17 protein-coding genes are annotated in these 16,523 nt (G+C 53.6%); all 17 read left to right on the top strand.

All coding sequences use genetic code 11. The features are described from left to right. Positions 1–8: 8 nt before the first annotated feature. The 17 genes from mdtN (at position 9) to WG891_RS09400 (ending at position 16,475) form a co-directional block, all read left to right on the top strand. Positions 9–1,058: a multidrug transporter subunit MdtN gene (mdtN, locus tag WG891_RS09320; RefSeq protein WP_337262533.1), complete on the top strand. Its 1,050-nt coding sequence runs from the start codon at positions 9–11 to the stop codon at positions 1,056–1,058. Beyond that, positions 1,042–2,943 carry an FUSC family protein gene (locus tag WG891_RS09325; RefSeq protein WP_337262534.1) on the top strand — a complete coding sequence of 634 codons (1,902 nt, stop codon included), beginning with the start codon at positions 1,042–1,044 and terminating at the stop codon, positions 2,941–2,943. Before mdtN ends, WG891_RS09325 begins: the two co-directional genes overlap by 17 nt. 4 nt (positions 2,944–2,947) lie before the next feature. Next, positions 2,948–4,486, top strand: a complete 1,539-nt coding sequence (locus tag WG891_RS09330) for a TolC family protein (RefSeq protein WP_337262535.1) — start codon at positions 2,948–2,950, stop codon at positions 4,484–4,486. A gap of 345 nt (positions 4,487–4,831) precedes the next feature. After that, positions 4,832–5,545, top strand: coding sequence for a deoxyribose-phosphate aldolase (gene deoC / locus WG891_RS09335; protein ID WP_337262536.1), 714 nt, complete (start codon positions 4,832–4,834; stop codon positions 5,543–5,545). A 75-nt stretch (positions 5,546–5,620) separates the two neighbouring features. Next, positions 5,621–7,150, top strand: coding sequence for a xylulokinase (locus WG891_RS09340; protein WP_337262537.1), 1,530 nt, complete (start codon positions 5,621–5,623; stop codon positions 7,148–7,150). Continuing rightward, positions 7,147–8,478: an L-fucose:H+ symporter permease gene (gene fucP / locus WG891_RS09345; protein WP_337262538.1), complete on the top strand. Its 1,332-nt coding sequence runs from the start codon at positions 7,147–7,149 to the stop codon at positions 8,476–8,478. Before WG891_RS09340 ends, fucP begins: the two co-directional genes overlap by 4 nt. Before the next feature lies 1 nt (position 8,479). Next, positions 8,480–8,881 (top strand): VOC family protein, encoded by a 402-nt coding sequence (locus WG891_RS09350; RefSeq protein WP_337262539.1) that lies wholly within the window; start codon positions 8,480–8,482, stop codon positions 8,879–8,881. A 70-nt stretch (positions 8,882–8,951) separates the two neighbouring features. Next, a complete protein-coding gene (locus WG891_RS09355) occupies positions 8,952–9,716 on the top strand; it encodes a DeoR/GlpR family DNA-binding transcription regulator (protein WP_337262540.1) in 765 nt (254 codons plus the stop codon). A 362-nt stretch (positions 9,717–10,078) separates the two neighbouring features. Continuing rightward, on the top strand, positions 10,079–10,657 hold the full coding sequence (locus tag WG891_RS09360) for a TetR/AcrR family transcriptional regulator (protein WP_337262541.1): 579 nt from the start codon (positions 10,079–10,081) through the stop codon (positions 10,655–10,657). 30 nt (positions 10,658–10,687) lie between these two features. Further along, the gene (locus tag WG891_RS09365; protein ID WP_337262542.1) at positions 10,688–11,482 is read left to right on the top strand and encodes a winged helix-turn-helix domain-containing protein; all 795 of its coding nucleotides are present in this window, start codon (positions 10,688–10,690) and stop codon (positions 11,480–11,482) included. A gap of 3 nt (positions 11,483–11,485) precedes the next feature. After that, the gene (locus WG891_RS09370; RefSeq protein WP_337262543.1) at positions 11,486–12,007 is read left to right on the top strand and encodes a FidL-like protein; all 522 of its coding nucleotides are present in this window, start codon (positions 11,486–11,488) and stop codon (positions 12,005–12,007) included. Positions 12,008–12,494: 487 nt separating this feature from the next. After that, positions 12,495–12,773, top strand: a complete 279-nt coding sequence (locus WG891_RS09375) for a BMC domain-containing protein (RefSeq protein ID WP_337262544.1) — start codon at positions 12,495–12,497, stop codon at positions 12,771–12,773. 25 nt (positions 12,774–12,798) lie between these two features. Further along, on the top strand, positions 12,799–13,083 hold the full coding sequence (locus WG891_RS09380) for a BMC domain-containing protein (protein WP_337262545.1): 285 nt from the start codon (positions 12,799–12,801) through the stop codon (positions 13,081–13,083). 14 nt (positions 13,084–13,097) lie between these two features. Continuing rightward, on the top strand, positions 13,098–13,376 hold the full coding sequence (locus tag WG891_RS09385; protein ID WP_337262546.1) for a BMC domain-containing protein: 279 nt from the start codon (positions 13,098–13,100) through the stop codon (positions 13,374–13,376). Positions 13,377–13,452: 76 nt separating this feature from the next. Further along, positions 13,453–15,045 (top strand): acetaldehyde dehydrogenase (acetylating), encoded by a 1,593-nt coding sequence (locus WG891_RS09390; protein WP_337262547.1) that lies wholly within the window; start codon positions 13,453–13,455, stop codon positions 15,043–15,045. Between the two features lie 23 nt (positions 15,046–15,068). Then, positions 15,069–15,326, top strand: coding sequence for a EutN/CcmL family microcompartment protein (locus tag WG891_RS09395; protein WP_337262548.1), 258 nt, complete (start codon positions 15,069–15,071; stop codon positions 15,324–15,326). A 12-nt stretch (positions 15,327–15,338) separates the two neighbouring features. Next, positions 15,339–16,475, top strand: coding sequence for a 1-propanol dehydrogenase PduQ (locus WG891_RS09400; RefSeq protein WP_337262549.1), 1,137 nt, complete (start codon positions 15,339–15,341; stop codon positions 16,473–16,475). Positions 16,476–16,523: the final 48 nt, after the last annotated feature.

Here is a 16,523-nt window from a genome sequence, read left to right on the forward strand (position 1 = left end):
TAATGCATATGAATAAACTATCTGAGAGTGGGCGCAAGCGGCGGTTGGCCTTCGCTGTCGCTGGCGTCATCATCGTAGCGGCATTGGTATCGGGTTGGCTTTCAGTACGGCAGACCACATTGAATCCGTTATCTGAAGATGCAGAGTTGGGGGCCAGCGTGGTGCATGTCGCCAGCTCGGTACCCGGCCGAATTCTCTCGCTTAATGTTGCAGAAAACAGCAAAGTGCAGCGCGGTGATTTGCTGTTTTCTATTGAGCCCGATCTCTATCGGCTGCAGGTCGAACAGGCGCAGGCCGAGTTGAAAATAGCGCAAGCCGCCCTTGATACTCAGCAACGGACGGTGGTTGCCGAACAATCCAACGCAGCGATCACTAACGAACAGATTCTGCGAGCCCAGGCTAATCTCAAATTGGCAACTCAGACGCTTGCACGTTTACAACCTCTTCTACCTAAAGGCTATGTTACCGCCCAACAGGTTGATGATGCGATGACGGCGAAACACGATGCCGAAGTCAGCCTGAAACAGGCATTAAAACAGTCCTCAGCGGCCGAAGCCTTGGTTAGCAGCACGGCAGCGGCTGAAGCGTTGGTGGCCGCGCGCCGCGCCGCGCTGGCCATTGCAGAACGTGAGTTGGCGAATACTCAGGTGCGTGCCCCTCATGATGGCCGTGTCGTAGGGCTGACGGTCTCTGTCGGCGAGTTTGTTGTGCCAGAGCAATCTATTTTTACCCTTATCAATACTGAACATTGGCATGCTTCGGCGTTTTTCCGCGAAACAGAATTGAAGAACATCCAGGTGGGGGATTGCGCTACCGTGTACGTCATGGCCGACAGGCAGCGCGCCATTCAGGGCCGCGTTGAGGGGATCGGTTGGGGGGTTAGCTCTGAGGATATGTTGCATATCCCGCGTAGCCTGCCTTATGTACCAAAGTCATTGAATTGGGTACGAGTGGTCCAGCGTTTTCCTGTGCGGATCAGTCTGGAGCAACCGCCGGAGGATCTGATGCGCATCGGGGCGACGGCTGTGGTGATAGTGCGAAATGACCATGGTTGCTGACGGGACGTTTGGCGGCTTAATCCGCCAGGCAAAAGCAGATTTGGCCTATTTCCCTGGGCGGGTGGCCATGGCCTGGCGGGTTGCTGCCCTTTGTGCGCTGATGGCAATGGTGGCGATGGTGTATGGCATCCCGGAATCCGCGATTAGTTGTTATCTCATTATTTTCGTCATGAAGCCGGATGGCGTAGAAAGTATGGTCATGGCTGCCGCCATCATCGTCTTGGTCTCGCTGGTTGTCGGGCTGGTATTTCTGCTTATTCATTTCACTTTGGAAGCGGTGCCATTACGGATGGCGACGCTGATTGTCAGCTCGTATCTGTTTCTTTACCTCGGCTCTGCCAGCAAGCTTGGCCCGGTTGGCAGTATTATTGCGCTGGTTATTGCGTTTGTGATGACGCTGCTCGGCGATATCCCAATGGGTGAAGTTGCCACGCGGGGGCTATTGTATGCCTGGTTAATGGCAGCTTCCCCGATGTTGCTAATTATCGGGTTTAACCTGTTCTTTGGGCGAGCCCCCCAGACACTATTGCGAGCCAGTTTATCCGAGCGATTATTCACGGTAGCCGAGGCATTGCAGCAACCTGATACCGCCACTCGGGCCCGTATTGGGGAATTGCTACAGGAAGGGCAGAGTGAACATCAGCAACGGGCACTTTTTGTGCGTATTTTTCATCTCCGGCCCGCAATCGAAGCCGCTTGGCTTGAAAATGCCGTAAAAAGCAGTTACCGGCTGCTGCTGGCGGCGTCGGTTTTGCCCCCTGCCTCACCAGAGAATGTGCGTCTTGAGCTTGCAGCTTACTGCCGCGATGCTGCGCGGGCGATTGCTGCGGGTGGCCTCGCTGTTAACCCCCGATTTACTGCGGAGAATAAGAGTGGTGAAATCGAGGAGATAAAAAATGCGCTGATAGCATTGGCGAATGCCGATGATGAACAAGACTCAGGTGCCCCGAAATCCTCTTTCTTTGCTACAGATGCCTTGAGCAACCCGATCCACCAGCAGTTTGCGCTGAAAACCACGGCAGCAGCCCTAATTTGCTATCTGATCTACACCGCATTGGATTGGCAGGATATTCATACCGCGATGATCACTTGCTATGTCGTGGCGTTAGGGACCACCGGTGAAACCGTTCATAAACTGGTATTACGGATCATCGGTTGCCTGTTTGGGGCGCTGTTGGGGGTGCTGGCAATAGCTTTCATTATCCCCCATCTGAATGATATCGGGCAATTGATGACGCTGGTGTTTGGCTGCATTTTGTTGGCTGCCTGGGTGTCATGTGGCAACGAGCGTATCGCCTATGCCGGTGTGCAGATAGGGCTGGCTTTCCTGCTGACGGTGTTACAAGGCTTTGGGCCGAGCACGGATATGGGCGCGGCTCTCGACAGGGTGCTCGGTATCTTGCTGGGTAATCTGGTGGTGTATGTGATCTTTACCCGGCTTTGGCCTGTGGCGATTGCAGACACTGTACGCATCCATATCAGTCATGCGTTGAAGGGATTGGTCAGTCTGGCAGCGTTGTCGCCCGATGCGCGGCCAGCGGCACTAAGAGAAGCAACTGCCGTTGAGGCAGACATTACCCTTGCGCAGGAAGAGTTAGCGCTAGTTCCCTTTGAACCCGCACAACTGCGCCTCCCACAGGAGGAATATGCACGTTTGCAGGCAATACTGGATGAGATGAGCAAATTATGCCCAGTGCTGTTCCTACCCACTGAAAAGTCTGCGTCTGATGTGGAGCAACTGCGTCGCCTCTCGGCTGACGGTAATGCCACCGCGTTATCTCATGAGCTGCGACAGAATGGTGCATCATTGCGGCCAGGTTTATCACCGATTGATATTACTATTCAAAAACATATAAAGCGGCTTAAGGAACTTTTGGGAATTTAATGATATGACGATGCACGCTGCCTTGGTGACCCGAATAGCCAAAATCAGTCTGACTTGCTTGATATTAAGTTGGAGCATGCTGCTCACCGGTTGTGCCACGGATCGTTTGGATCTTGCGCCTGCATCTTATACCGAACCCTGGACGCCGAATGTGAAGGCCGGGGCCCCCTTAGGAAGCGGTAACTTTTCTGTGCCACCCAATCCAGTGGTGGCAGAATTGGCTCCACCGCCCACCATCAAGAGCGATCACGCTTATTCGTTACCAGAGCTGATTGATATCGCCCAAAGCCAGAATCCTGATACCCGTATTGCCTGGCAACAGGCGCGACAAGCCGCTCTTGCGGTTGGAATGGGCGAGGCGATATTTTTGCCGATCATCTCAGCAAGCGTGATCGGTGGCTACCAAAGTACAACCACGCCATTACCTTACGCTGTCGGCAACGAAAAGGATCTGACCACCACCGGGAGCGCGGTTGTCCCAGCGCTGGCATTACAGTGGCTTATCTTTGATTTTGGGCAGCGTAGCGCATTGCTTGATGCCGCTAAACAGACCTCCTACGCTGCCAATGTGACCTTTAATGGCATGCACCAGAAGCTGATTTATGATGTCACTCGTACTTATTTCCAATATGGCGCAGCGCTGGTCCAGAGCCAAATAGCAGAGCAAACGCTGAAGAATAGCCTGAAGATTCAGGATGCGGCAGAACAACGCCGCAAGAACGGAATTGCGACGGTTGTAGAGGTTGCCCTGGCACAACAGCAGGTCGCACAGTCTGAGCTACGCCGCGTCGTGGCGAAGGGGACTGAACGCGATGCCTACCAGGCATTATTGGGCGCAATGGGGGTGAGCCCTTCATTGGCGATGAAAGTCGATTATGCTGAGGATCGTGCTCTACCGGACGCCGCCAGCCCGCCAACGGAAAAGATGATTCGGCTGGCGCTTTCCCAGCGGCCAGATGTATTAGCCAGCTATGCTGCCGCCGAAGCCGCCAAGGCGGGTATCACAGCGGCTGAAGCGGACTTTTTGCCGAAAGTCTATCTTGCCGGAGCAATTGCGGGTGGCGATGGGCGCTTCGATATTCAAGGCTTGCCAGGAATCAGCCAGCAAACCTCATCCTCCAGTATTCTGGTCGGTGTCAGCGTTCCTCTTTATGATGGGGGGATCCGTGCCGCCAGAGTTAAAGAGGCTGAATCTCGCGCAGTGGCTGCTGCTGAAGGTTTTAAGAAAACGCAAGAGTTGGCGGTGCGTGAAATTGTAGTTGCGGCAGATACCCTACGTTCTGCGCTTGAATCCAATCAGGCGGCGTTGAGTCTCGTGAAAACATCGTTTATTGCTTATGACGCCGCGCTGGAGTCTTATCGCAATGGTGTCGGCACCATAACGGTTGCCAACGAGGCGGCCAATGGGCTGTTGAATGCGCAGCAAATGAGTGCGGACGCGCATGCCGCTGCTCTGATCGCGGCGGCAAATCTGGCTTTCGTGATGGGTAAAATGACTCATGCCCACGAACTGTCGGGCTCAATTCAGCCCGTGAAAGAATGAACCTCTCCCCTAAAAATTCGCGTTGCTACGAACCCGGCCATCGGGTTCTGGTCGTGCCGCTACCGCCCGGCTTATGTCCTTTTAGCAAATGCCGAGTTACGACGGCTGAACTGCGTCTACCGATCTCGCCACTTCGGCACTGAAGTCGTATGTAGAAAACGTGGGCGTTATGCCTGCCAGCTTCCATTACACGCTCATTCCTTGCCCTCCTCCCCCTATTTCGATCTCCCCTTTGTGAAAACTGCAAAACGGATCACATTTGCCGCAATCTGCGTTTTTAATTGCATATGAAAACAAGTAAGGTGAAAAAACAATAAAACTGAAATTAAATAAGAGGAATTGAAAATGAATGAAACCACAAGGCGCATGGCCAGGCTTATCGATCTCAGTGCGGTGCAGGCTGCCAACACCGAAGCTGATGTCCGCCACTGCGCCGAGTTGGCCAGCCGCTACCGCATCATCTCTGTGCACGTGCTGCCCTGCTGGACACGCTTGCTCAGTACTCTGCTACCGGAACAAGGCCGTGCGGACGTAATGATCGGCGGCCCGGTTGGCTTCCCCAGTGGCGGCCACGCCACAGATACCAAAGTGCAAGAGGTTCGTCAGTTGATTGCTGATGGTGCTCGCGAAGTGGACATGGTGGTCAATATCGGCAAGGTGCTATCCGGCGATTACGACTATGTGCGCGAAGACCTGCGGCGGGTGGTGGAAGCGGCTGCCCCTATTCCCGCCAAAGTCATTCTGGAAACCCACTACCTCAATGAGCAGCAGATCCGCAAAGTCTGTGATATCGCAGTAGAAGTCGGCATGGCCTGGGTGAAAACCTCCACCGGTTGGGCACCTACCGGTGCCACGGAAGAGAAGGTAGCCATCATTGCCGATCAGTTACGCGGGCGCATCCAGATTAAAGGAGCAGGTGGCATTCGCGATCTGGATACGGTGCGGGCGCTTTATCGCCTGGGCGTGCGCCGCTTCGGTATGAGTGCCAACGCTACTGAAAAATTACTGGAGCAGTTGGAGCAAGACCCAGGCCTGTTCCCAGAACTGAACAATAACTGATACGCGATGCCCCTTAACGCACCAGCGTAACGCTTCTCGGGGTGGTTAACACCGCCCCAACCAGGAGTGATAATAATGAAAGACTTGCTTCTTACCCTTGATATCGGCACCGGCAGTACCCGCGCCGGGCTGGTCATGTGTACCGGGGAAATCCTTGGTTTCGCCCAGCGTGAATACGATCAGATCACGCCGCAGGCGGGATGGGCAGAACAGCCGCCATCGCTATGGTGGCAAAGTGCCTGTGCATGTGTTCAAGAGCTGTTGACCCACTTTGCCGAATATCGTCCACGCATTGCTGCCGTGGGCGTCTGCGGGCAAATGCATGGCACCGTACTGCTGGATGCCAATGGTGAACTGGTGATCGACAGCGCCCTGCTCTGGAACGATAAACGTTCGCAACCGCAGGTGGAACGCTTTAAGCAACAACAAGCCGCTGAACCCTGGCTGACACGGCTAAACAATCCCCCCACCGCCGCCTGGCCAGCCTTCAAGCTGTGCTGGCTAAGGGAAAATCATCCTACGCTGTGGGCACGCGTCGCTACCGTGTTGATGCCGAAAGACTATATCAACTTCCGCCTCTGCGGCGTACACGCCACCGACTACAGCGAAGCCTCCTGTTATTACCTGATGGATAGCAGCACGCAAACCTGGTCTGATGTAGCGCTCAGCCAGTTCCAGTTGCGTCGCGATCAGTTGCCCACTCTGCATCTTTCCAGCGATGTTATTGGCCAGATCGATCAGGCTGCCGCTGCCGCCACCGGTTTACCCGTGGGGATCCCGGTCGTAGCCGGTGCAGCAGATATGGCCGCCACGCTGCTGGGCTCTGGGGTTTATCAACCCGGTACCGCATCGGACAGCACCGGCACCTCCACGCTATTAACTGTGGTAGCCAAGCAACCACTGCTCGATCCCTGGATCAACAATCTGCATCTGGCCAATCCGGCCTGGGGCGGTTTTACCATTCTGGATGCCGGTGGCGATGCCATGCGCTGGGCGCGGATGGCGCTGAACGACAGCCGCCTCAGCCACCAGCAAATGCTCGATCTGGCAGCAACGGTCACACCGGGGGCAGAAGGTTTGTTATTCCTGCCTTATCTGACCGGTGAGCGCCTGGCGGAACACACTAACTCGCGGGCACAGTTCTTCGGATTACAGCGCAAACACCGGCAGGAGCATCTTTACCGTGCGGTGCTGGAAGGCGTCGCGTTGGCCGCATTGCGCAACCTACAACAGTTACGCCGTTGTACTCAGGAACCCGAAGCCATGATCGCTTCCGGTGGCGGTGCACGCAGTGCGTTATGGCTGCAAATTAAAGCCTCGGCCTACAACCTGCCGATCCTGCAAACCCGCAATCAGGAAAACGGTACCACCGGTTGCGCGATTATCGCGGGCGTCGGCGTCGGTTTGTTTAGCAGTTTTGCGCAGGGCGTTAGCCGTACCGTCAGCGTTGAACGGGAATTTATGCCAGACCCCCGGTTGCACGAGCACTACCTGCGCTGCTTTGAGCTGTTTGAACAGCTCTATCGTCAGGCCCACCCTCTCTACGAACAGCTTGATGTTATTAGCTCGTTCTCTTTCTCTGCGGATAAAGGAACTTCACAATGAGCGAATCTCTGATCAGTAAAACGACTTCGACGCAACAGTCCGCCGCGGAAAGCATCGACCGCAGCGCCTATCTGCCCGCCACCCCCTGGTTGCAACTGATGCTGGTCTGCTGCCTGTTTGCCCTTTGGGGTATGGCAGGCAACCTTAACGACATTCTCATCGCCCAGTTCAAGAAGGGGTTTGATCTTACCGATACCCAAACCGCGCTGGTGCAGTCGATCTTCTTCCTTGGCTACTTTCTGGTGGCGCTACCCGCTGCAGCAGTGATCAAACGTTACTCATATAAGGTGGCGATTATTATTGGCCTGTGCCTGTATGCGCTCGGCTGTTTCCTGTTTATCCCCGCCGCACAAATCATGACCTATGGTGCCTTCCTGGCTTGTCTGGGGGTGATCGCCGCCGGTCTGTCGTTCCTGGAAACCTCCGCTAATACCTACTCTAGCCTGTTAGGCCCGCTGGAAACCTCTACGCAGCGCATTAACTTCTCGCAGATTTTTAACTCACTTGGGGTGATCTTCGGGGTACTGATCGGCCAGCAGTTAGTGTTCGGCAAGAGCGATCCCACTCACGAGCAGTTGCTACAGATGCCGGCCGAAATGGCCGAGGCTGCGCGCACACAGATGGTATCGCAGGTGGTCACACCCTATCTGATCATCGGTTCGGTATTATTGGTGCTGGCACTGATCTTTATGGCGGTTAAATTCCCTGCCTGTAAAACCCAGCGTGCGCAAGGTGCAGGTGGCAAACCGCTTTCCCAGTCATTGCGCGTCCTACTGGCCTTACCGCGTTTCCGTCTTGGGGTACTCTCCCAGTTTCTGTACGTCGGGGCGCAGGTGGGTTTGTGGAGCTTTACCATTCGCTTTGTGCAGATGATTGAACAAGGCACCACGGAACACTCCGCCACCTATTGGCTGATCGCCACATTGGTTTGCTACTCCGCCGGTAAGGTAGTCACCACTGCGCTGATGAAGAAGTTCAACCCGGCGCTGCTGCTGGGGGTGTTCTGCTCCATCTGTGTGCTGTTGCTGATGTTAGCGGTCAATATTCACAGCCTGTTCGCCGTGGTCGCCATTATGGGCACCAACTTCTGCATGGCGCTATGCTGGCCCACCAACTTCGGCCTGACCATCAAAGGGCTGGGGGAAGAGACGCAGGTGGCCGGTTCGATCGTAGTAATGTCGATTATCGGTGGCGCGGTGGTGCCGTTGATCATGGGCATGATCTCCGACGCCAACGGCGGCAATATGCAAATCGCCTTCTCAGTCCCGCTGATCTGTTTCGCTTACGTGGCGTTCTACGGTTTCTACTGCGTGAAGAAGGGGATATAGCATGGCAAATCTGATCGCGGGTCTGGCACATGTTGGCCTGCGCAGTACGGATATCGAACGGACAACCCGCTTCTATCACTCACTGGGATTTACCACCACCCAGTCTCTAACGCTGGAGGATCCGCAGGGCAGCATAGCGTTACGTTTTCTGGCACTGGGGGAATTAACGCTCGAGCTGTACCAGTTGCCATGGCCGGGGCAACAGCGTGATACGGCGTCCTTTGGCATCGATCATCTGGCGTTACGGGTCAGCGATCTGGCAGCGGCACAGCAATGGATGGAGGAACTGGGCTATCCGCTAACGGAAGGCCCCGCACGGCAACCCAGTGGCCGCAATGGCGTGCGCTACTTTATGATTACTGGACCAGACGGTGAACGTGTGGAGTTTAATCAGCCGTTGTAACACCGATTTTGCCAGCAACGCATGTGCGGGGTATATTACCCGCACATCGTTCAGCAGGCCGGGAGTGAGTATGTACGCAGAGGAACGTCAGGAGAAGCTTCTCACCATCCTGAAAGAGAAGCGCAAGCTCTCCGTCGGGGAAATGAGCGAGCGTTTCAACGTTTCCGGTGCCACCATCCGCACCGATTTGCGCATTCTGGAAGACGCCGGCATGCTCACCCGCACCCACGGCGGTGCCATCCTGCGGACCCGCGCCAGTTTTGAAATCAATTCTGACCAGCGTGAAGAAGTGAATCTCACCGCTAAAGAACAGATTGGCCAACTGGCAGCCAGCCTGGTAGAAGACGGCGATATTATCGTGCTGGATACCGGCACCACCACCTTGCAGATTGCCCGCCATATCCGCCAGCGCCGTAATATTACGGTGATCACCAACGACTTCATGATCGCTAAAAGCCTGGAAGATGTGGATTCGATTCAAATCGTGTTGCTTGGCGGGATCGTCAAGAAAGGTTACCACTGTTCGGTAGCGATTAATGGCCGTTCGTTGATGGATACGCTGAATATCGATAAAGCCTTTATGGGGGTGAATGCCCTTTCGCTCAAACATGGTGCCTGCGTGGCGGACATTATGCTGGCGGAAACCAAGCGCAGCATGGTGGAGCATGCCAATCAGGTGATCGTGGTGTGCGATCATAGCAAACTGGGTAACACTTCTCTGGCGCAGTTCGCCACCCCAGCGCAGATCGATACCCTGATTCTCGATCGTCTGCCGGAGGATGCAGCCGATTACCATGAGGCCGGGATCGCGCTACTGAGTGTCCAGGGCAGCTAGCCGGGGTCGTTCGGGCGGTTCTGCTTGTTTTTGTTACGTGTCACATTATTCATCACAACCTGTTGTTACTTTTCACACCTGTTCTGCAACTCCCTCCGCCCGTTTTAAATCAGTAAAAACTTACCTAATCAATGGGCTATCCTCCAGAGAATTCGAGTTGCATGCAGGCAGCGAGACCGAGTGTCGCCAAGGGCCTAGTCCATGATGTTACCGATGCGAACGGATGCCGCTAGCCCCCATGCAACGTGAAGTATGGCGAGTAAATTTTAATAGTTTGAACTTGTATACACTATTCCAGATTGGTCAGACCTATACGGGAAAGGGCTTGACCTCGATCAAAATTAACATACCGACTGGCCGGTATGATTCGCCGAATGAACGCCTACGCCCATAGAAAAAAAGACCCGGAAAAACTGCAAGAGCAGTTGCTGGAAGCCGCTAGCATTATTGCCGCCAAAAATGGCATCGCTGCTCTTACCTTAAACGCCGTAGCCAATCAGGCTGGTGTCAGTAAAGGAGGATTGCTGCACCACTTCCCCGGCAGGCAGGAACTCATTCACGCGCTTTTTATCCGCCTGCTGGCGGTTATGGATCGCGGCATTATGGCACTGATGGCCGCCGACAATAACCGACGCGGGCGTTTTTCCCGCGCTTACCTGATGTATCTGGCCAGCATTAACGAGACAGATACCAGCCGCCAACTGGCTCTGCTTTCTTTGGCTATGCCGGATGAGAAGGTGCTGCGTAAATGCTGGCGCGACTGGGTTTTGCAACATCTGGCACATGCTGATGAGCTGGACCGCAGCTATGTAGGTAATCTGGTTCGTTATGGAGCGGACGGTTTGTGGCTGTCTGAACTGACGGAAGGGGTCACGATGACGCCGGAGGAACGGCAAGCATTGGTGGCAAAGTTGGCGGCAATGACCTACGAGGAGTACTAGGTCGTGGCCCGTTAACACGCTGGGGCGATAATGAAATATAAAATTAATGCCATTCTTGTTTATGATGCCACCGAGGGATCGCTCAAACTGGAGGACGGCGGTAAGTCTGACACCAAGCTCACTATTACGGCCAATGCCCTGCTGTTCTTCATGATCCAGAATCCCGGCGTGCTCAGCCGCGACACAGTGATGCAGCGCGTGTGGGATGACAATGGGCTGATGTCTTCCAACAGCAACCTGAATCAATACTTGAGCATGCTGCGCAAAGCCTTCCGCAACTACGGTATTGAGAATGTGATTGTCACCGTGGCGCGGGGCAGACTGGAGATCAACCCAGAACTGGTAATAGAGGTAATCGATGACTCCCTGCTGCATCCTGTGCTACATGCCAGTGAGCATGAATCATCCTCACAGCAAGCGCCATCGCCAAGTACGCCACCTGCTGGCGCCTACAACCACGAACGCTACTGGGGTTATGCTGGTGCGATGATTTCCCTGTTGGCCGTCGCCCTGCTTGGCTGGTCGTGGAGCAACAGCGGTAGCCTGAAGCCCATTACCCTCACCTCGATTGCTCAGGAACCTGTTGAGGTGTTTTCTACCGATATTATGATTAACCCCAGAATGAGGGAAAGCTATCTGAAAAATTTTAATGCCGTGAAAGAAAAAAAGAACATAAAGTATAACAAAGACGAAAGATTTCTTTTTTTTTATGGTGACAAGCTGCAATCCAATGGTTTAGGCCGCACATTTCTCGCTCACTGTGCCAAACATCAGGATAACTCATTCAGCTATTGTGATAATTATTTTTATTATTCATGGAAGTAAATTATGAAAACGCGGGCTTGGGGGCGAATTCTATTCGTCTTTTCTATCATATTACTATTGGGCTCAATACTCATCGCAGTCAGGCATAACATTTGGGAGCGTGATGATATTTTAAATTGCTCAACCAAAGCCATCATGCATTTCGAAGATACCGTTACTGAATCTGTTAACGTCAATATTCACTTCAACTTTAACGATAAGGGTAAAGGTTCAATTGTTGTAGAGGGATATTCAGACTCAAGCGCAGGATGGCTTTATTTGCAACGTTATGTCCAGTTTGACTATACCAGCAAGCGCGTTTCCCCCAGCACTCGTTATTATCAAATCAACCGCTGGGTAGCCAGCAAGTCTTCTATCGACCAATCTCCTGATGTTATTTTTGATTACTTTATGCGGGAAATGTCAGACAGCCACGATGGCCTGTTACTGGCCATGGAGAAAATCAATCCCGACACCGTGTTACTCAGTTCGATCAACTCACCGCTGTTTATCTGCGCTCTGAAACCTGGCAGCCAGTTGAATTAATCGTCCCTGTTCCGGCTGGCACATATCCCCCACGACACCTGCTTTGTGATGCGTATCGCAATTGACTGGCATGCGACGATTGTTGCCCACGGACATCTGCAATAGCCCGCAACAAACTCAACGCAAAACCTGCGCGACGCCACACTCTTCCCGCCATTCTGCTACCGAAATTATCCATTTAATAACCACAATTTTAACAATGTCATTAGCCATTCAGCGAAACCTGTAAGCCGCCGTTTTCAGCCAGTAAGCAGGGCTATTAGCTGGACAATTAACAGAACAAAAGAATAAATCAACGCTAAATGAAGCGTGAAAAATGGAGCAAAAAACTAAATATATAACAACATGTGAATTTATATTTTGAATAATCGCTCAAGGGGTATAGTGCCTTCAGCCGGTCGAAAACCTTGCTCCACGCTCATCGAACGGCGTCATTATTGCAAATGAACATAACTACCTCACTAATCGGTTTTCGGAGGATAACAAAATGGGTGATGCATTGGGCTTAATCGAAACCAAAGGGTTGGTGGCCTGTATTGAAGCGGCAGATGCCATGTGCAAAGCCGCCAACGTCGAACTCATTGGCTATGAAAACGTTGGCTCAGGCCTGGTCACCGCAATGGTGAAAGGTGACGTGGGTGCCGTAAAAGCCGCTGTCGATTCCGGCGTAGAGTCAGCACAACACGTAGGGGAAGTGGTGACATCGTTGGTCATCGCACGTCCACACAATGACATCAACAAGATTGTCATTAAACACAAAGCGTAACGACGCTTTTCAAGAGGAAGAAATCATGGGTGACGCATTAGGATTAATTGAAACCAAAGGGCTGGTGGCCTGTATTGAAGCCGCTGATGCCATGTGTAAAGCCGCCAACGTGGAACTGATCGGCTATGAAAACGTCGGTTCCGGTCTGGTTACGGCGATGGTGAAAGGCGACGTGGGGGCCGTGAAGGCGGCGGTGGACTCCGGTATCGAATCGGCACGGCGCGTGGGTGAAGTTGTAACCTCGCTAGTCATTGCCCGCCCACACAATGATATCCAGAAAATCATCGCGCATTACAAAATCACCGAATAACAAGGAATTCACTGATGAAAGATGCACTCGGTTTGATCGAGACCAAAGGGTTGGTTCCTGCCATAGAAGCGGCCGATGCCATGTGTAAGGCTGCCAATATCGAGCTTATCGGCTATGAAAACGTCGGTTCCGGCCTGGTAACCGTCATGGTGAAAGGTGACGTCGGCGCAGTTAATGCGGCAGTTGAGTCTGGTATTGATGCGGCCAACCGCATTGGCGAAGTGATTTCCTCGCGGGTTATTGCTCGCCCGCACAATGATATTGAAAAAATTGCCTCACAGCATAAAGCGTAGTAGCAAAACTGAAAGTTAGCCGTAAACCCTATTGCCGTAAGAAGAGAAATAAAACTCCTATTCAGGGGATAGAATAATGATTCCATTAGATCCGGATTTACAGTCCATTCAGCAAGCTCGCACGCTGATTAAAAATGCCAAACAGGCACAATTGCTGTTTGCCAAATATTCACAAGAGAAGATCGACGGCATTATTAAACATATTGCCAGCGAAGCCGCTCAACACGCCGAAGAATTAGCAAAGCTGGCCCATCAGGAAACCGGCTTCGGCAACTGGCAGGACAAAGTATTAAAAAACATCTTCGCCGCAGAAAAGGTTTTTGAATATATTAAAGATTTAAAAACCATTGGTATTATTCGCGACGATCAGGAATTGAAGGTAATGGACGTGGGCGTTCCATTGGGGGTAATTACTGCTCTGGTGCCATCGACGAATCCAACCTCAACCATTATCTATAAAACGCTGATTGCGCTGAAGGCAGGGAACGCCATCATTTTCTCCCCACACCCGAATGCCCAGCAGTGCAGCCAGCGTGCCATTGAGATCGTCAAGCAGGCCGCTCTGCAGGCTGGCGCTCCGGTTGGCATCGTTGACGGTTTGACCCAGTTGACGCTGGAAGCGACCAAGGCACTGATGCACAGCAAAGATGTCTCCCTGATCCTGGCAACCGGCGGTGAAGGCATGGTGCGGGCCGCTTACAGTTCAGGGACGCCAACCATCAGCGGCGGCCCCGGCAATGGCCCGGCGTTTATCGAACGCAGCGCCAACATCAAGCAGGCCGTCAGCAATATCATCACCAGTAAAACCTTTGATAACGGGGTGATCTGCGCCTCCGAGCAGTCGATCATCGTGGAGAAATGTATCTATCAGGAGGTACATCACGAGCTGCTGGCGCAGGGCGCTTACTTTATGAACGACGATGAGTCTGCCCGTCTGGCCAATATCCTGCTGCGCCCGAACGGCATGATTAACCCTGAAGTGGTTGGCAAAACCGCCATTTACCTCAGCGAACGTGCCGGGTTCAGCGTGCCCCCCACCACTCGGGTTCTGATCTCGTTACAAAACAGCGTCTCGCGCAAAAATCCTTATGCACGCGAAAAACTCTGCCCGGTGCTGGGCCTGTATATCGAAGAAGATTGGCTGAGCGCCTGCAATCGCGTGGTTGAGCTGCTGACCAACGAAGGGCTGGGGCATACGCTGGTTATTCATACCCAAAACCAGCAGGTGGTCCGCGAGTTTGCGTTACAGAAACCGGTACACCGCATCCTGATCAATACGCCCGCCGCATTGGGTGGCATCGGTGCTACCACCAACCTAATCCCTGCGTTAACGCTGGGCTGCGGTGCCATCGGTGGCGGTTCCACTTCCGACAACGTGGGGCCGATGAACCTGCTCAATATCCGTAAAGTCGGCTATGGGGTATGCAGTATCGATGATCTGCGCCGGCCGGTGCGCGAAAGCCTCGCACAGCCAAACCATAACACCAGTATCTTCGACGACCAGCGCTTCGCCTATGCACCGCAAACCAGGCCAATGGTCGCACACGCTCAGGATGATGATCGTTTTGGTGCCGTCAGCCAGACCGTGGTTAACCCTGCGGCTAATGACATCACCGAAGAAAACGTTGAGCAAATCATTAAGCAAGTGCTTGGACGCCTGTCCCGGTAACCCATCAATAAGGGATGAAAACCATGATCCTCGCAAAGGTAACTGGGCATGTTGTGGCCACACAGAAAAGTGACGAACTCCGGGGCAGCAATCTGCTGCTGGTCACGGCTCTGGGGGACGAACTGCAGCCGATCAAAGACCGCACTTATGTCGCGGTCGATAGCGTCGGCGCAGGTGAAAACGATCTGGTGTTGGTTGAAGAGTACTTCGCACTGAGTAAAGAGCGCTACAAGGCCATGTCGATCGTTGCCATTGTCGAGAAGGTCCATCGGGAGCGTTAAGAGGAAGTAGGCATGAATGAGTTTCAGATAAAACCCAAAATCCACTTCGGTGCGGATGCTCTGCTCGCACTGAAGGAATTGCCCGGGCGTTCAGCGTTCCTGGTAACGGATCGGGCAATGGTGAAATTTGGCATTGCCGAGCAGGTCTCCCGCCTGCTCGGGCAGCAGCAGATCCGCTGTCGGCAGTATGACGACGTGGCTTCCGACCCGGATATTGCCGCTATCGTCAGCGGCATGAAGCAGATGGATGAGGACTACCCGGACCTGGTGATTGCCCTCGGCGGCGGTTCGGTCATCGATGCCGCCAAGGCCGTGATGTACGCACTGTGGCACTGCCGCAAAGAGAGTGGCCGCACCAAGCCATGCTTTGTCGCCATCCCGACGACCAGCGGCACCGGCTCGGAAGTGACCAGTTTTTCGGTGATCAAATCCCGTAGCGAGAAACTGGTTTTGGTCGACGAGTTCATGCTGCCCGACATTGCCATTCTTGACCCACAACTGGTGAAATCGGTTCCCGCCAGCATCACCGCCGACACCGGTATGGACGTGCTGTGCCACGCCTTGGAGGCCTATGTCTCACGCCAGGCCAGTGACTTCAGCGATGCCATGGCAGAAAAGGTGGTGCAATTGGTATTCCATCATCTGCTGGCCTGTTACCAGCAAGGTGACGATCTGCACGCCCGGGAAAAAATGCATAACGCCTCATGTATGGCGGGGATGGCGTTTACCAATGCCTCGTTGGGCATTACGCACAGCCTGGCACACGCCCTCGGCGGCATGTTTGGCTTGCCCCATGGCCGGGCCAATGCGTTGCTGATGGCACAGGTCGTCGCCTTCAATGCCGATTTTGACGGTCACTGCGATACCCAGGCCGCCCGCAAGTATGCCGCATTGGCACGATTACTGGGATTGCCCTGCGCGTCAGTGCGCGAAGGCGTCAATAGCCTGTTGGTCGCGATTGAAACGCTGAAACAGGAAATGAAAATGCCCGCCAATCTGCAAGCCGCCGGCGTGGATGAGCATCGCTTTCAGGTGTGCCTTGGCGAACTGGCCAGTCAGGCACTGCGTGACAGTTGCACCCCCACCAATCCGCGCAACGTTACGACGGCAGAGTTGGAGCACCTGTTTCACCGCGCCTATTGCGCTTAATAAAGCCTGGCATCAGGCATTAACCGTCTACCTAAAGGATTTTACGTG

It is taken from the genome of Serratia sp. MMO-28, from assembly GCF_037199905.1.
GTDB classification, from domain to species: Bacteria; Pseudomonadota; Gammaproteobacteria; order Enterobacterales; family Enterobacteriaceae; genus Chania; species Chania oryzae.

Excerpts from the sequence above, each read along its gene's own strand:
- WG891_RS09375 (WP_337262544.1), top strand. The coding sequence starts at position 12,495 with ATGGGTGATGCATTGGGCTTAATCGAAACCAAAGGGTTGGTGGCCTGT.
- WG891_RS09355 (WP_337262540.1), top strand. The coding sequence starts at position 8,952 with ATGTACGCAGAGGAACGTCAGGAGAAGCTTCTCACCATCCTGAAAGAG.
- fucP (WP_337262538.1), top strand. The coding sequence starts at position 7,147 with ATGAGCGAATCTCTGATCAGTAAAACGACTTCGACGCAACAGTCCGCC.
- WG891_RS09325 (WP_337262534.1), top strand. The coding sequence starts at position 1,042 with ATGACCATGGTTGCTGACGGGACGTTTGGCGGCTTAATCCGCCAGGCA.
- WG891_RS09330 (WP_337262535.1), top strand. The coding sequence starts at position 2,948 with ATGACGATGCACGCTGCCTTGGTGACCCGAATAGCCAAAATCAGTCTG.
- WG891_RS09390 (WP_337262547.1), top strand. The coding sequence starts at position 13,453 with ATGATTCCATTAGATCCGGATTTACAGTCCATTCAGCAAGCTCGCACG.
- WG891_RS09380 (WP_337262545.1), top strand. The coding sequence starts at position 12,799 with ATGGGTGACGCATTAGGATTAATTGAAACCAAAGGGCTGGTGGCCTGT.
- deoC (WP_337262536.1), top strand. The coding sequence starts at position 4,832 with ATGAATGAAACCACAAGGCGCATGGCCAGGCTTATCGATCTCAGTGCG.
- WG891_RS09365 (WP_337262542.1), top strand. The coding sequence starts at position 10,688 with ATGAAATATAAAATTAATGCCATTCTTGTTTATGATGCCACCGAGGGA.
- WG891_RS09370 (WP_337262543.1), top strand. The coding sequence starts at position 11,486 with ATGAAAACGCGGGCTTGGGGGCGAATTCTATTCGTCTTTTCTATCATA.
- WG891_RS09360 (WP_337262541.1), top strand. The coding sequence starts at position 10,079 with ATGATTCGCCGAATGAACGCCTACGCCCATAGAAAAAAAGACCCGGAA.
- WG891_RS09340 (WP_337262537.1), top strand. The coding sequence starts at position 5,621 with ATGAAAGACTTGCTTCTTACCCTTGATATCGGCACCGGCAGTACCCGC.
- WG891_RS09385 (WP_337262546.1), top strand. The coding sequence starts at position 13,098 with ATGAAAGATGCACTCGGTTTGATCGAGACCAAAGGGTTGGTTCCTGCC.
- mdtN (WP_337262533.1), top strand. The coding sequence starts at position 9 with ATGAATAAACTATCTGAGAGTGGGCGCAAGCGGCGGTTGGCCTTCGCT.
- WG891_RS09350 (WP_337262539.1), top strand. The coding sequence starts at position 8,480 with ATGGCAAATCTGATCGCGGGTCTGGCACATGTTGGCCTGCGCAGTACG.
- WG891_RS09400 (WP_337262549.1), top strand. The coding sequence starts at position 15,339 with ATGAATGAGTTTCAGATAAAACCCAAAATCCACTTCGGTGCGGATGCT.
- WG891_RS09395 (WP_337262548.1), top strand. The coding sequence starts at position 15,069 with ATGATCCTCGCAAAGGTAACTGGGCATGTTGTGGCCACACAGAAAAGT.